At 65.9% G+C, this 13,748-nt stretch carries 11 protein-coding genes and 1 pseudogene; 3 read left to right on the top strand and 9 right to left on the bottom strand.

Annotated elements, in window-relative coordinates:
- Positions 1-183 precede the first annotated feature (183 nt).
- The gene (locus tag EO156_RS16675) at positions 184-2,292 is read right to left on the bottom strand and encodes an oligopeptidase B (RefSeq protein WP_026006965.1); all 2,109 of its coding nucleotides are present in this window, start codon (positions 2,290-2,292) and stop codon (positions 184-186) included.
- A 109-nt stretch (positions 2,293-2,401) separates the two neighbouring features.
- Between EO156_RS16675 and EO156_RS16670 the strand changes: the two genes are divergently transcribed.
- Positions 2,402-3,586 carry a pyridoxal phosphate-dependent aminotransferase gene (locus EO156_RS16670; RefSeq protein ID WP_016849760.1) on the top strand — a complete coding sequence of 395 codons (1,185 nt, stop codon included), beginning with the start codon at positions 2,402-2,404 and terminating at the stop codon, positions 3,584-3,586.
- A 288-nt stretch (positions 3,587-3,874) separates the two neighbouring features.
- Here EO156_RS16670 and EO156_RS24425 read toward each other — a convergent pair.
- From EO156_RS24425 to EO156_RS16655, 3 genes and pseudogenes are all read right to left on the bottom strand, one after another.
- A pseudogene (locus tag EO156_RS24425) lies at positions 3,875-4,138 on the bottom strand (AAA family ATPase); the annotation flags it as partial.
- Positions 4,139-4,312: 174 nt separating this feature from the next.
- Positions 4,313-6,406: a prolyl oligopeptidase family serine peptidase gene (locus tag EO156_RS16660; protein ID WP_016849762.1), complete on the bottom strand. Its 2,094-nt coding sequence runs from the start codon at positions 6,404-6,406 to the stop codon at positions 4,313-4,315.
- Positions 6,407-6,473: 67 nt separating this feature from the next.
- A complete protein-coding gene (locus tag EO156_RS16655; RefSeq protein ID WP_003482774.1) occupies positions 6,474-6,785 on the bottom strand; it encodes a hypothetical protein in 312 nt (103 codons plus the stop codon).
- A gap of 373 nt (positions 6,786-7,158) precedes the next feature.
- Between EO156_RS16655 and EO156_RS16650 the strand changes: the two genes are divergently transcribed.
- On the top strand, positions 7,159-7,728 hold the full coding sequence (locus EO156_RS16650; protein ID WP_003482775.1) for a lipocalin family protein: 570 nt from the start codon (positions 7,159-7,161) through the stop codon (positions 7,726-7,728).
- Between the two features lie 109 nt (positions 7,729-7,837).
- Here EO156_RS16650 and EO156_RS16645 read toward each other — a convergent pair whose 3' ends face one another.
- Positions 7,838-8,803 carry a YafY family protein gene (locus EO156_RS16645; RefSeq protein ID WP_005916857.1) on the bottom strand — a complete coding sequence of 322 codons (966 nt, stop codon included), beginning with the start codon at positions 8,801-8,803 and terminating at the stop codon, positions 7,838-7,840.
- A 555-nt stretch (positions 8,804-9,358) separates the two neighbouring features.
- Between EO156_RS16645 and EO156_RS16635 the strand changes: the two genes are divergently transcribed.
- On the top strand, positions 9,359-10,159 hold the full coding sequence (locus tag EO156_RS16635) for a DUF481 domain-containing protein (RefSeq protein ID WP_005916853.1): 801 nt from the start codon (positions 9,359-9,361) through the stop codon (positions 10,157-10,159).
- A 129-nt stretch (positions 10,160-10,288) separates the two neighbouring features.
- On the opposite strand, the gene hemC is transcribed toward EO156_RS16635, so the two are convergent.
- The 4 genes from hemC to EO156_RS16615 are packed head-to-tail and all read right to left on the bottom strand — an operon-like array spanning position 10,289 to position 13,727.
- A complete protein-coding gene (gene hemC, locus EO156_RS16630) occupies positions 10,289-11,203 on the bottom strand; it encodes a hydroxymethylbilane synthase (protein WP_003489714.1) in 915 nt (304 codons plus the stop codon).
- A 30-nt stretch (positions 11,204-11,233) separates the two neighbouring features.
- Positions 11,234-11,971, bottom strand: a complete 738-nt coding sequence (locus EO156_RS16625) for a LytTR family DNA-binding domain-containing protein (protein WP_016848960.1) — start codon at positions 11,969-11,971, stop codon at positions 11,234-11,236.
- A 30-nt stretch (positions 11,972-12,001) separates the two neighbouring features.
- Positions 12,002-13,054 carry a histidine kinase gene (locus EO156_RS16620; RefSeq protein WP_003489716.1) on the bottom strand — a complete coding sequence of 351 codons (1,053 nt, stop codon included), beginning with the start codon at positions 13,052-13,054 and terminating at the stop codon, positions 12,002-12,004.
- 4 nt (positions 13,055-13,058) lie between these two features.
- Entirely contained in the window at positions 13,059-13,727 is a 669-nt protein-coding gene (locus EO156_RS16615; protein ID WP_029828018.1) for an alpha/beta hydrolase, read from the bottom strand.
- Between the last annotated feature and the right edge of the window lie 21 nt (positions 13,728-13,748).

Here is a 13,748-nt window from a genome sequence, read left to right as displayed (position 1 = left end):
CTGCGGTCCCCGGCTCGCTTCAGGGCGAGGCGGCGAATGCGACGCGCCGATAAGGACAGGCGAAGGCGGGGAGCGGACGATGGAGGGAGGCTAGCCACCGCATCCCAACGAGCAGCCAGCTCCAGCCCAGGCCATCCGCTCCAACTAATCCCAGATCCCGACTCCCAAATCCCGGCCCTCCAGCTACTTCACGCCCAGCTGATCCAGCACGAACGCATACGACTCGGCCAGCTCGCGGTAGCGGCGGAAGCGTCCGGATTTGCCGCCATGCCCGGCCTCCATATTGGTACGGAACACGATCGGCTGGGTGCCGGTGTTGTCGTCGCGCAGCTTGGCCACCCACTTGGCCGGCTCCCAGTACTGCACCTGCGAATCCCACAGACCGGTGCCCACGAACAGCGCCGGGTACGCCTGCTTGCGCACGTTGTCGTACGGCGAGTACGACAGCATGTACGCGTAATAGTCCTGGGTTTCCGGGTTGCCCCACTCGTCGTATTCGTTGGTGGTGAGCGGAATGCTGGCGTCGAGCATGGTGGTGACCACATCGACGAACGGCACCTGCGCGACCATCACGCGATAGTCCTGCGGCGCCATGTTGGCCACCGCGCCCATCAGCAGGCCGCCGGCGCTACCACCGGATGCGGCAACGCGGTCCTTGGCGGCGTACCCCTGGGCGACCAGACCGCGGGTGACATCGATAAAGTCATTGAAGGTGTTTTTCTTGTGCAGCAGCTTGCCATCGTCGTACCACTGGCGCCCCATTTCCTGGCCGCCGCGGATGTGCGCGATGGCATACACCACACCGCGGTCCAGCAGGCTGATCGCCGGCAGATTGAATGCCGGGTCCATCGACATGCCGTAACTGCCGTACGCATACTGAAACAGCGCTGCGCTGCCGTCCTTCTTGAAGCCCTTTTTGTACACCAGCGACACCGGCACCTTGACCCCGTCGCGCGCGGTCACCCACACGCGTTCGGTCACGTATTTGCTGGCGTCGTAGCCGATCACCGGTTGTTGCTTGAGCAACCTGCGCTCGCCGGTCTGCGTATTGAGCTCGTAGGTGGTCGCCGGCGTGGTCAACGAGGTGTAGCTGTAGCGCAGCCAGGCGGTATCCGGCTCGGAGTTGACGGATAGACCCATCGAATACGCCGGTTCATCGGCCTTGACGTACTCATGGCTGCCATCGCGCTTGAGCAAGCGCACACGCTCCAGTCCGCCGGAACGCTCTTCGATGGCGGTGAATCCATCGAACAATTCGAAGTCTTCGATGTAGACGTTGTCGTCGTGCGCCACCCAGTCGGTCCACTGCGTGCGTGTGGTCGCATCGGTGGGCGCAGTGACCAGCTTGAAGTTCCTGGCGTTGTCGGCATTGGTGCGAATCACCCAGCGGCCATCGAAATGCTCGGCGTGGTATTCCACATCGCGCTCGCGCCCGGCCAGCACCTTGAAGGCGTCCGGCTCGGCGGCCAGCGCATAGCGGGTTTCCGAAGAGACCGTGCTTTCCATCTCGATGGTGATGTACTTGTCGTCGCGCGTGCGGCCGATGCCCATGTAGAAGCTGTCGTCCTTCTCTTCGTACACCAGCACATCGTCCCTGGACGGCGTGCCCAGCACGTGCTTTTTCACGCGCACGGTGAGCAGCGTTTCCGGATCGTTTTCGATATAGAACAGCGTCTTGTTGTCGTCGGCCCACACCACATTGGCCGAGACGCCCTCCACCGTGTCCGGATAGAGTTCGCCGGTCTCCAGGTTCTTGAAGCGGATGGTGTATTGACGGCGGCCAACGGCATCGTCGGCCCAGGCGAGGATGCGATTGTCCTGGCTCACCGCGGCATCGCCCACGCTGAAGTAGCCCTTGCCCTGCGCCATCTGGTTGACGTCGAGCAGGATCTGTTCCGGCGCCTCCATGCTGCCCTTGCGGCGCGCCTGGATCGGATAATCCTTGCCGGTTTCGAACCGCGTGTAATACCAATAGCCGCGCTCGCGATACGGCACGCTGGCATCGTCCTGCTTGATGCGCCCCACGATCTCGGTATACAGCGTCTCTTCCAACGGCTTGAGCGGCGCCATCACCGTGTCGGTGTAGGCATTCTCGGCGTTGAGATACGCCAGCATCGCCTTGTCTTGGCGCTTGTCGTCGCGCAACCAGTAATAGTCGTCGTTACGGGTCGCGCCGAACGGCGCCTTGACCACATGCGGGTGCTTGGCAACGTCTGGCGGCGACGGAAGGGCGGCGAAGGCAGGGACAGTGGTCATCAGGCTGGCGATCAGAACAGTGAGAACGGGCTTCATCAGATTGGGGTCCATTGGATGAACGCAATGCCATCCCAGCACCCGAGTGTGGAAGAGCCTTCTGTCGGGCGCCATGTGTCCTAGGTCATGCTGGTCTATCATCGAACCAATGGATTCCACACTTCCGTACGCAGGCGGCTATAGCCGCCGCAGCCAGGACATCGCCCCGTTTCATGTCATGTCGCTGCTGGCGCGCGCCAATGCGCTCGAGCAGGCCGGCCACGACGTGATCCACCTGGAAATCGGCGAGCCCGATTTCACCACGGCCGCGCCCATCGTCGCTGCCGGCCAGGCGGCATTGGCGGCCGGCCACACCCGCTACACCGCCGCACGCGGGCTGCCGGCGCTGCGCGAGGCGATTGCCGGCTTCTATGCGCAACGCTACGCCTGCAACCTCGATCCGGAGCGGATCCTGGTGACACCCGGGGGGTCTGGCGCATTGCTGCTGGCCAGCAGCCTGCTGGTGGATCCGGGCAGGCATTGGTTGCTCGCCGACCCGGGCTACCCCTGCAACCGCCACTTTCTGCGCCTGGTCGAGGGCGCCGCGCAATTGGTCCCGGTCGGCCCGGACAGCGATTATCAGTTGACCCCTGCGCTGGTGGAGAGCGCCTGGAACGCCGACAGCGTGGGCGCCCTGGTGGCCTCGCCGGCGAACCCCACCGGCAGCGTGCTGTCGCGCACGCAACTGGCTGCGCTTTCGCAGGCGCTGCATGCGCGCGGCGGCCACCTGGTGGTGGACGAGATCTACCACGGCCTGACCTACGGTCTGGATGCGCACAGCGTGCTGGAAGTGGACGATGGCGCGTTCGTGCTGAACAGTTTTTCCAAGTACTTCGGCATGACTGGGTGGCGGCTGGGCTGGCTGATCGCACCGCCCGACGCGGTGCCGGAATTGGAAAAGCTCGCGCAGAATCTGTACATCAGCGCCTCGACAATTGCCCAGCACGCCGCACTGGCCTGCTTCACGCCCGAGAGCATCGCCCTCTTCGAAGCGCGCCGCGCCGAGTTCCAGCAGCGTCGCGATTACCTGCTGCCGGCCTTGCGTGCGCTGGGATTCGAGATCGCGGTCGAACCGCAAGGCGCGTTTTACTTGTATGCCGACATCAGCGGATTTTCAGATGATGCGCAGGCGTTTTGCGCGCATTTTCTGGAGACCGAACATGTTGCATTTACGCCCGGCATCGACTTCGGCCACTACCGCGCCAATCAGCATGTACGCATTGCCTACACGCAAAGCCTGCCGCGCCTGCAGCAGGCGGTAGAGCGAATTGCGCGTGGGTTGAAGCGGTTGTAGATCGACATTGCGTAGCCGCAAGTTAGCCCGCCAGCATCGCGCCCGGAACGCAGCATCGCTTGGCTGAAAGAGGGCGTACGACAATCATCTAGGTGCGCCAGTGGGGCACCGCAACCGTTCGCTGCGATAGAACCTGTCGATTGCCGCGGTCGTGCGCAATGCAATCGTCGGCACGTCTACAGCCTTGATCGAACGCGACAGTTCCGCTCGTTTGCAAGGTTCAACGATTGCAATATGGCGGAGCATTGGCCAGGTGACCTCATTCTTGGCGCCTTCCAGCGCACCGTAACGGTAAGGCTCGCACCAGCTTCGCCTCAGATAGCGCAGCACGCTGACGATGGTTGGAACATCCAGCACGATCACGCCGGTGGCACGCGCCAGACGTGGCGCAAGACAGCCCAGATAATTGCCGTCAATCACCCAACGCTCCTGGGCGATTGCGGCGCAGTGAAGCGCCACGAAGTCCTGTCTGGACCGAGGTATCCAGGCGGTATTGGGCAGGTGATGCAACTGGTCCAGATGCACCGGCACGCAACCGCGCGCCTGCGCCAGGGTCGACTTGCCGCTGTTGGAAGGTCCGAGAATGCAGATCCCTGGACCGAGATCATCCAGTTTCATCGCGCCGCTCCAGACACCGGCAATACCCACCGGTCGCAAACGATCCGGCCCGCTGTGCACTGCCAGCGGGCCGGTATCGATCAACGCAGCGCAACCGGCAATGATCGCTCAGTCGGCCAACCGCTCCCACAGGAAGCTATACGCCAGCGCGGCCATGTGCGCGGCCTGCGCGTTATTGGCCGCACCGCCATGGCCACCTTCGATGTTCTCGTAATAGGTCACGTCCTTGCCGGCCTCGATCATCTTTGCGGCCATCTTGCGCGCGTGGCCGGGATGCACGCGGTCGTCGCGCGTGGAGGTCAGGAAGATCACCGGTGGGTAGGTCTTCTTGGCATCGAACAGGTGGTACGGCGAGAAGGTCTGGATGAACGTCCAGTCGTCGGTGTCGGGGTTGCCGTATTCGGCCATCCACGAGGCGCCGGCCAGCAGATGGCTGTAGCGCTTCATGTCCAGCAGCGGCACCTGCACCACCACCGCGCCGAACAGTTCCGGATACTGGGTGAGCATGTTGCCGGTCATCAGGCCGCCATTGCTGCCGCCCTGCACGCCCAGATGCTTGGTCGAGGTGATCTTGCGCGCCACCAGATCCTTGGCCACCGCGGCCATGTCCTCGTAGGCCTTGTGGCGATTCTGCTTGAGCGCGGCCTGGTGCCAGCGCGGGCCGTATTCGCCACCGCCGCGGATATTGGCCACCACGTAGACGCCGCCCTTCTCCAGCCAGGCGCGCCCCAGGCCACCGGAGTAATTGGGCGTCATCGAAATTTCGAAACCGCCGTAGCCGTACAGCAAGGTCGGCGCGCTGCCGTCGAGCTTCAGGGCCTTCGGGCGTACCAGGAAATACGGCACGCGGGTGCCGTCCTTGCTGGTGGCGAAGTGCTGCTCGATGGTGTCCTTGCCGGCATCGAAGAACGCCGGCATGGTCTTGAGCGGCTGCGGCGCAGCGCCCACGTCCACCCACGACAAGGTGGTGGGGGTCAGATAATCGGTGACGGTGAGCCACAGCGCGTCGCTGTCGTCGCTATCCACCGCGCCGACATCCACCGTACCGAAGCTCGGCGCACCGACAAACGCGCTCTTTTTCCAGCCATCGCGCGAGGGTGTGATCACGCTCAGACGGTTCTTGACGTCTTCCAGCACGTTCAACACCAGATGCGACTTGGTCCACGCCATGCCGGCCAGCGAGGTGGTGTCGGTGGGCTCGAACAACACATCGAAGTTGCGTTTGCCTGCCATGAAATCGTCGAAACGCGTGGCCAGCAAGGTGCCGGGCTTGTAGGTCTTGCCGCCGACCGTCCACGGTTCGCGCAGCTCCAGCGTCAGCCACTGGCGCTTGACCGACTTGCTGGCCGAATTGGGCACGTCTACCTTGACCAGCGTGCCGTCGGCGCCCTTGAGATACAGCTCGTCGTTGTAGAAGGCGAGCGTGCGGCTGACGAAATCGCGCTCGAATCCGGGCGTGTCGTCATGCATGGCTGCGATGTACATATCGGTCGGCTTGCCTTCGTACACCACGGTCGCGGCAGTCAGTGGCGTGCCGCGCTTCCATTGCTTGGCGATGCGCGGGTAGCCGGAGCTGGTCATGCTGCCGGCGCCGAAGTCGGTGAACACGTAGACAGTGTCCCGGTCGATCCAGCCCAGCCCACCCTTGGACTCGGGACGGAAGAAGCCGTCCTTGACCCATTGCTTGCTGCCCAGATCGAACTCGCGCGTGACATCGGCATCGGCACCGCCGCGCGACAACGCGATCAGGCAACGCCGGTAGTCCGGGCGCAGGCAGTCGGCACCGTGCCACACCCAGTTTTCGCCTTCGGCCTTGTTGAGCGCATCCAGGTCCAGCACCGTTTCCCACTTGGGCGTGGCCTTGCGGTACTCGTCCAGCGTGGTGCGCCGCCACAGGCCGCGCTCGTGCTGCTTGTCCTTCCAGAAGTTGTAGTAGAACGCGCCGATCTTCTGCACGCCCGGAATCTTGGCGTCCGAATCCAGCACTTCGCGGATGCTGGTTTCCATCTGCTTGAACGCCGGCGTGCTGGCCAGCCGCGCCTCGGTCTTGGCGTTCTGGGTCTTGACCCAATCCAGCGGCTTGGCGCCGGTGACATCTTCCAGCCAGGCGTAGGGATCGTTGGACACGGGGGGTTCCTCTGCAGAGACGGCGCCAGCGGTGATCAGGCCGGCAACCAGGCAGATCGAGGCGAACTTGGGCATGAATGTTTCCGGAAAAACGAATGCCCGGAACGTAGCACAGCGCCCCGTCGGCCAACCCTGCCGAAGGTCAGGCTGCGCGCGCCTGTGTCGCCGTACGCGAAGCGCTGCGCCGACGCTGTGCCTGCGGGCCACGCCGCCGGGGCGCAACACGGCGCGCGCCACGCGGTGCCAACGAAGGCAGGGCAAACCGGTGCAGGCTCCACCACGCCAGCATCGGCATGCCGACCAGCCACAGCGGCAACCAGCCAATCCACTCGCTGCTGCCTCGCGCGGCCGGCCAGACCAGCACCAGGGCCAGCCCGGCCAGGGCGATCTGCCGCACCGGGCGCAGCACGCGCGGGTCGGGACGTTCGGAACGGGAAGCAGGACGATGCGACATGGCGGCACTCCGTGGCAGGAAGGATCACAACAGGCGCGCAGGATTGCCGCAGCCCATCTCACAGGCTGCGACCTTGATGCGGGGCATCGATCGGGGCGCCTGCTGGAGCGCGTCACAGGCTTGTACGAGTGCTGCCGACCTGCCACGTCGGCGCCTGGCAACCCGCACGCAGGCGGCACAGGACCGACGCCACGCGGCAGAGCGAGCCGGTCGCGCCGCCAGCGCCTGATCGGCGCCCGCCCGCCAGCCGGCCCCGGCCGCACGGCGTTCGCCACAGATCCCCCGGCTGCCGATGCCAGGCCCGACCGTTGACGCGAACTTGCCCCCTGCATGCGGTAGTGTGCTGCTCCGACTGCCTCCTTGTGATGTTGCGATGCGCCTGACCGTTACGATCGCCCTCGCCTTTCTGCTTGTCCTCGGCCTGCCTGCGGCACATGCCAAAGACACGCCCGCCACGGAGCCGGCAATCGATTTGTCCAAGATTATGGGCACCTGGTACGTCATTGCGCGCATGCCCAACGCGGTCGAGCGCGGCCACGTCACCAGCCGCGACGAATACACCCTGGTCGAAGACGGCAAGGTGGCGGTGCGCTATCTGTACCGCGACGGGTTCGGCGAACCGGAAAAGGAAGTCAATGCGCGCGCCTCGGTGGATGCCGACAGCGGCAACCGCGACTGGCGGGTGTGGTTCTACAAGGTCATCCCGGCCAAGCAGCGCATCCTGGAAATCGCTCCCGACGGCTCCTGGATGCTGATCTCCTACCCTGGCCGCGACCTGGCCTGGATCTTCTCGCGCAAGCCGGACATGAGCCGCGACCAGTACCGCATGCTGGTTAACAAGATGCGCGACGACTATTCCATCTATACCGACAAACTCAAGCGGGTGCCGCAGCTGCGCGAGCAGGTGGACCGCCTGGGTTTTGAAGTGCCGAACAAGCGCTGAGCGTTCTTGGTCGCACTGGCCATGCGCCGGGTCGGCAGCGCCTCGTCGACCGTCATGCAGATGCGCGCCGCAGCAGCCACGCGGCGCAGCCATTCACCGCCGGCCAGGCTCAGTCGTAATTGCTCAATGCCAGCGACAACAATGCCTTGGCCTGCTCGCGCAGCGACATGGGCTCGACGATCTCTGCGTCCGAGCCGTAGTGCAGCACGTCCATCAGCAATTCGCGCGAGTTGCTGTACGGCAACTTGAGCTCGTAGCGGCCATCGGGCAGAAAGCGGCCCTGCTGCTTGGAATGCCAATGTTCGTCGGCAACCCAGCGCGCGGCCTTGGAGCTGAACACGATGGTCGCCCACCCCTTGGGCGCCCCGGAAAAAATGCCGTAGCTGGCGGCAAGCTGCTCGTCCAATTCGCTGTCGGGCACATCGCGCGGCGCCGCATCGAGCAGACGCGCGTGGTTGATGCGGTCCACCGCAAAGCTGCGCACGCCGTCGCGCCCGTGATCCCACGCGTCCAGATACCAGTTGTCGCGGTAATGGGTGATGCGCTGTGGCGACACCGTCCGCTTGGTCGATTCGTCGGTCGAACGCGCACGGTAATCGAAGCTCAGCTGCTTGCGCTCCAGCACGCCGGAGGCCACGGTGCGGAAGCTGGCTTCGTCCAGCTTGCGGCCACGGTGTGGAATGACCCGCACCCGATCCACCGGCCACTGCGAGACGCCGGCCTGGGCAGCCAGCAGTCCTTCGATGCGCTGCTGCAGCGGTGCCAGCATCGAGGACAACACCCCGCCGCCGGTGCGCGCGAGCAGCTGTTGCGAGGCCAGCAGCGCGTGCAGTTCTTCCGAACTCAGCCACAGGCCGGGCAATTCGAAGCGGTCGCTTTCGCCGGAGAGATAGCGAAAGCCCGATTCGCCATCGCCTTCCACCGGCGCCATCAGCGCATCGCGCAGAAACGCCAGATCGCGGTAGACAGTTGCACGGGAACAGCTCAGCTCATCCTGCAGCCGCGCCACCGTGACCGGGTAGCGTGCCGATTTGAGCAAGCGATGCAGGGAGTTGATGCGTTCGTAGCGGTCCATGCGTCGATTATGTCCGAGTCTTTGCGCGGCGGGGTGAGCATCGCGATGTGACGGCGGGCAGACGGCGGCAAGCGCCCAGGGGACGTGCGACGCAGCGGCTTGGTCTGTTGGGTCGGTGGCAGCATCCACCGCGCGCCGGCATCGCGTGAGCGTTCGCGCAGGCCCTTGGTTGGCAGGCATCGCCGGTAGCGCTGGCACGCGACGCAATCGGCCGCTGAGGCTCCTGCCACGTGGCAGTCCAGAGGTCCTGGTGACATCCCCCGGCCGCCGCCATGCGCACGCGCGCCCGGGCAGGTTGCTGCGATTCACGCCAGGCACCTGTCCCGAGCCACTTTCATTGTCCTGACAACGACTGCGCAGGTCACACTGGCCATACGCCAGCCGCTCCCGGATCGCCCTTCGCCGTCGCGCCCATCTGGAGCTGATCGCCCCAGGCCGCTTGCGGCGTCCCAACCGGCAATGAAGCGGATATTCACTTGGCGATGACGTCACCGCACAGTCCGTTATCATGAAATCGCTTCCACCCCTCCTCCCGCCTTCCAAAGCGAGCTGCCCATGTCCCGCCGTGTCCCGTTGCCTGCCCTGTTGCCGCTGTTGTTGATCACGCCCTCCGTCTGGGCCCAGGCAGTCGCACCGGCGCCGGCAGACCCGGCTGCAGTGGTGCTGCCGTCACCGTGGAGCGGCAGCAGCGGCGAGCTCGGCTACGCAGCGGCGCATGGCAACAGCACCACCGACAGCCTCAACGGCCGCGTGCGCCTGCGCTACACCGACGGCGACTGGATCCATAGCCTGGACGCCACCGCGTTGCGCTCGAGTTCGGAATACACCAACACCAACGACGACGGCAGCACCACGCGCGAGCGCCAGACCACGGCCGAGCGCTACACCGGCAGCGTCGGCAGCGCACTGCAGCTGGGCGAGCACCGCCAGCTCACGGCCACCGGCCGCTACGAACACGACGACTTCGCCACCTACGATCGCCTGGCCACCTTCGGTATCGGCTATGGCACGCGCCTGATCGACGCCGACCGCTTCTACCTGGATGCGCAGGTGGGCCCGGGTGTGCGCCGCGCGCACAACAGCGACGAAGACCGTAACGAAACCGGCCTGATCGGCCGCGGCCTGTTCGACCTGAAGTACACCGTCACCGACAACACCGATCTGATCAACACCCTGCTGGTGGAATCGGGCGAGTACAACACCTATGCGCAAAACGATTTCGGCGTGCAGGTCAGCATGAACTCGCATTTTGCGCTGAAGGCGGCGTGGCAGATGCGTCACAACAGCGACGTCAGCGACGGCGACAAGAAGACCGACACGCTGACCACGGTCAATCTGGTCTACACGTTCAAGTAAGCCACCCGACTCGGTAGGAGCGACCCCGGCCGCGACAAGCGTTCCCGGGAACGCCTGTCGCGGCCGGGGCCGCTCCTACGACAGCCGGGGCGTGGGCCAGGCGGCCAAAGGCCCGGCGAAGACAGCGCGCTACAGCTCGGCCAGCAGCTGTGCGGCGCCCTTGTCGAACAGTCCTTGCGCAACGCGGCGGCCAAGCGCTTCGGTATCGTCGGCGCTGCCGTGCGCGTCGGCATGGATCAGGCGGCCGTCGCTGGCGCTGCCCACCATGCCCTGCAAGAACAGGTCCTGCCCTTCCCAGCGCGCGAAGGCGGCCACCGGCACATGGCAGCTGCCGTGCAGGGCGCGATTCATGGCCCGCTCGGCTTCCACGCAGGCACGCGTGCGGCCGGCATCCAGCACCGCCAGCAGGCTGTGGATGCGTGCGTCGTCGCCACGGCATTCCACCGCCACCGCGCCTTGCGCAGGTGCGGGCAACCATTCCGGCGCGTCCAGCCGTGCGCTGATGCGTGCTTCCAGCCCGAGCCGCTGCAGGCCGGCGCAGGCCAGCACGATGGCGTCGTAACCGCCGTTGTCGAGCTTGGCCAGCCGCGTGTTGACGTTGCCGCGCAGGTCGATCAATTCCAGGTCCGGGCGCGCGGCACGCAACTGCGCCTGACGACGCAACGAGGAGGTGCCCACGCGCGCGCCCAGCGGCAGCGCCTGCAGGCTGGCGTAGAGATTGGACACCAGCGCATCGGCCGGGTCGCCGCGTTCCAGGATGGCCGGCAGCACGAATGGCTCGTCCAGTTCCATCGGCACGTCCTTGAGCGAATGCACCGCGCAATCGGCCTCGCCGCGCAACATCGCCAGCTCCAGCTCCTTCAGGAACAGACCCTTGCCGCCGATCGCGGCGAGCGAACGGTCCAGCACCTCGTCGCCGCGAGTGCTCATCGGCACCAGCACGACCTCCAGGCCGGGATGATGCTGACGCAGCGCGTCGGCGACGTGTTCGCTCTGCCAGAGGGCAAGCGGGCTTTTGCGAGTGGCGATTCGGAGCGTGGTCATGCCGGCATTATCGCGGAGCCGGCACCGAACTCACAGTTGCCGTAATTGATCGCGCAGGCTGGCCACGCAGCGACGACTCACTTCCAGGGTCTGCGGCACGTTGCGCAGCACCGCATGGACCTGGCCATCGCCGCTGCGGCGCAGTTCCACCAGCTCATCGCGGGCGACCAGGCAATTGCGATGGATGCGCACCAGGCGGTCGGCGAATTCGTCTTCCAGCGACTTCAGCGACTCTTCGATCAGGTCCTCGCCACGCGTGTGATGGACGATGACGTACTTCTCTTCGGCCTGCAGGTAGCGAATGTCGCCAATGGCGATCAGCCGCAGGCTGCCGCGCAGGCGTGCGCACAGATGGGTGCGCAGCGGCCTGGGCGCGGTACCGGGCGCGCGGCCGGCCAGGAAGGTGGCGACCTTTTCCAGCGCGGACGCCAGGCGTTCCGGGCGCACCGGCTTCATCAGGTAATCCAGCGCGGCCGCGTCGAATGCGGACAGTGCATGCTGGTCGTAGGCGGTGCAGAACACCACTGCTGGTGGCGGCTGGCTTTGCCGCAGCAACCGCGCGGTTTCCAGGCCGTCGACACCGGGCATGGCGATGTCCAGCAGTACCAGATCCGGATGCAGGTGTTCGCACTGCTGCAGCACTTGCTGGCCGTTTTCGGCCTCGCCAATCACCTCGACCTGCGGATGCTCGCCCAGCAGCATGCGCAGGCGCTCGCGCGCCAGTGGCTCGTCATCGGCGATCAGCACCCGCACTTGCGTGGCCGTCATGGACTCCCCCTCGCTGCAGTGACTTTCCCCTCACGGCAGCGGCAATGTGATCTCACAGGCATAGTAGCCTTCAGCCCAGCTGGCCGCCATCCGTGCCCCGGCGCCGAACTGGAACGCCAACCGGTGCGAGATGCTGGCCTGGGCATGCCCGGCGCCGGCCAGCAACGGCAACTGGGTGCCGGGCTGCGGCGCCGGGTTGACGATGCGGATCTGCAGCTGGTTGCCGCGCTGACGCAGCGACAGGTACAGCGTACCGCCTTCGGGCATGCGCGAAACGCCATGCAGTACCGCATTTTCGACCAGCGGCTGCAGCACCAGCCGCGGCATCGGCAAGTCCCACGGCAACGGTTCCTGGCGGTGCCAGCGCACTTGCAGGCGCTCGCCCAGGCGCAGCGATTCGATTGCCAGATAGCGTTCGGCCAGTTCGCATTCGGCACGCAAGGTGGAGACGCCCTCGCCGGCACCGAGCGCCGCACGGAACAGATCCGACAGGTCCAGCACCGCCTGCTCGGCCACCACCGGGTCGCGCCGCAGCAGGCTGGCGATGAGGTTCATGCTGTTGAACAGGAAGTGCGGGCGGATGCGCGCCTGCAGGGCATCGGCCTCGGCGCGCGCGTTGGCCTGCACCTGCGCCTCCCAGCGGTCGCTGACATAGAAGTAGCGCAGCGCCAGCGCAGTGATCAGCACCACCGTGGCCGCACTGCCAAGCGTGAACCGCCAGAAGCCGACCTGCGCGCCCAGCGGCACCTGCCCGAGCACCGCATACAGGCCATGCACGATGCCGGCACCGAACATCGCCACCACGGCAGCGATCAGCAAGGCGCTCAGCCCGCCCAGCCGCGGCGGCAATCGCGACAAGGTAGGCCGCAACACGCACAGCAGCACGGTGACCGCCAACGCCAGCCAGAGCGCCAGGCCGCTGGCGGAGAGGAACCGCGACAACGTGATGCTGCGCGCGGCGCCGGCATCCGGTACCAAGGTCACCACCAGCACCACCAGCTCGGCCAGGCCCAGCATCGCGCCCAACCGCGGCAGCCGGCACAGGTCCGGCATCCAGGCGATCTGCGGTGCGCGCTGGGCCATGGGCTCAGGCAGCGGTAAAGCGCGCCTGCAACCAGTCGCGCAAGGCCTCGATTTCTTCCAGGCAGACCTGGTGGCCCATCGGGTAGGTATGCCAATCCAATGCCAAGCCCAGCGTGCGCAAGGTCTGCATGCTGGCCTGGCCGGCCGCCAACGGCACCACCGGGTCGGCCGTGCCATGCGCCATGAACAGCGGTTGGCGCAGGGCGGCCGGCTGCAACTGGCTGGCGGCCGCGGCCGGATCCGGCAGATAGGTGGACATGGCGATCAGCCCGGCCAGCGGCACGCTGCGCTGCAGGCCCACCGCCAGGGTCACGGCGCCGCCTTGCGAGAAGCCGGCCAGCAGGATGCGCTCCGGCGCGATGCCGCGGCTCTGCTCACGGGCGATCAAGGCCTCGACCTGGGCCACCGACTCGGCGATGCCGGCCTTGTCGGCGCGCTGGGCGAAATCCATGCCGACGATGTCGTACCAGCCGCGCATGCGCACGCCGTTGTTGATGGTGATCGGGCGGATCGGCGCATGCGGGAACACGAAGCGCAGCGCGGGCCACTGCGGGCGCACCAGCTCCGGCACCATCGGGGCGAAGTCGCTGCCATCGGCGCCCAGGCCGTGCAGCCACAGCACGCTCCATTGCGGGTTCGGTCCGGTCTCGCGTTCGATCACTTCCAGCATCATCCAGCTCCGCTTGCGGGCTGG

The sequence above is a fragment of the Xanthomonas sp. DAR33341 genome, assembly GCF_003992815.1.
GTDB lineage: Bacteria > Pseudomonadota > Gammaproteobacteria > Xanthomonadales > Xanthomonadaceae > Xanthomonas > Xanthomonas cissicola.
Note: the sequence above shows the minus strand (reverse complement) of the source record. Positions and strands in the feature narration are given on the sequence as shown.

Bases quoted from the DNA above. Each gene is read 5' to 3' on its own strand.
- EO156_RS16635 (WP_005916853.1), top strand. From the start codon at position 9,359: ATGTCCCGCCGTGTCCCGTTGCCTGCCCTGTTGCCGCTGTTGTTGATC.
- EO156_RS16660 (WP_016849762.1), bottom strand. From the start codon at position 6,406: ATGCCCAAGTTCGCCTCGATCTGCCTGGTTGCCGGCCTGATCACCGCT.
- EO156_RS16625 (WP_016848960.1), bottom strand. From the start codon at position 11,971: ATGACGGCCACGCAAGTGCGGGTGCTGATCGCCGATGACGAGCCACTG.
- EO156_RS16650 (WP_003482775.1), top strand. From the start codon at position 7,159: ATGCGCCTGACCGTTACGATCGCCCTCGCCTTTCTGCTTGTCCTCGGC.
- EO156_RS16645 (WP_005916857.1), bottom strand. From the start codon at position 8,803: ATGGACCGCTACGAACGCATCAACTCCCTGCATCGCTTGCTCAAATCG.
- EO156_RS16655 (WP_003482774.1), bottom strand. From the start codon at position 6,785: ATGTCGCATCGTCCTGCTTCCCGTTCCGAACGTCCCGACCCGCGCGTG.
- EO156_RS16620 (WP_003489716.1), bottom strand. From the start codon at position 13,054: ATGGCCCAGCGCGCACCGCAGATCGCCTGGATGCCGGACCTGTGCCGG.
- EO156_RS16675 (WP_026006965.1), bottom strand. From the start codon at position 2,292: ATGAAGCCCGTTCTCACTGTTCTGATCGCCAGCCTGATGACCACTGTC.
- EO156_RS16670 (WP_016849760.1), top strand. From the start codon at position 2,402: ATGGATTCCACACTTCCGTACGCAGGCGGCTATAGCCGCCGCAGCCAG.
- EO156_RS16615 (WP_029828018.1), bottom strand. From the start codon at position 13,727: ATGATGCTGGAAGTGATCGAACGCGAGACCGGACCGAACCCGCAATGG.
- hemC (WP_003489714.1), bottom strand. From the start codon at position 11,203: ATGACCACGCTCCGAATCGCCACTCGCAAAAGCCCGCTTGCCCTCTGG.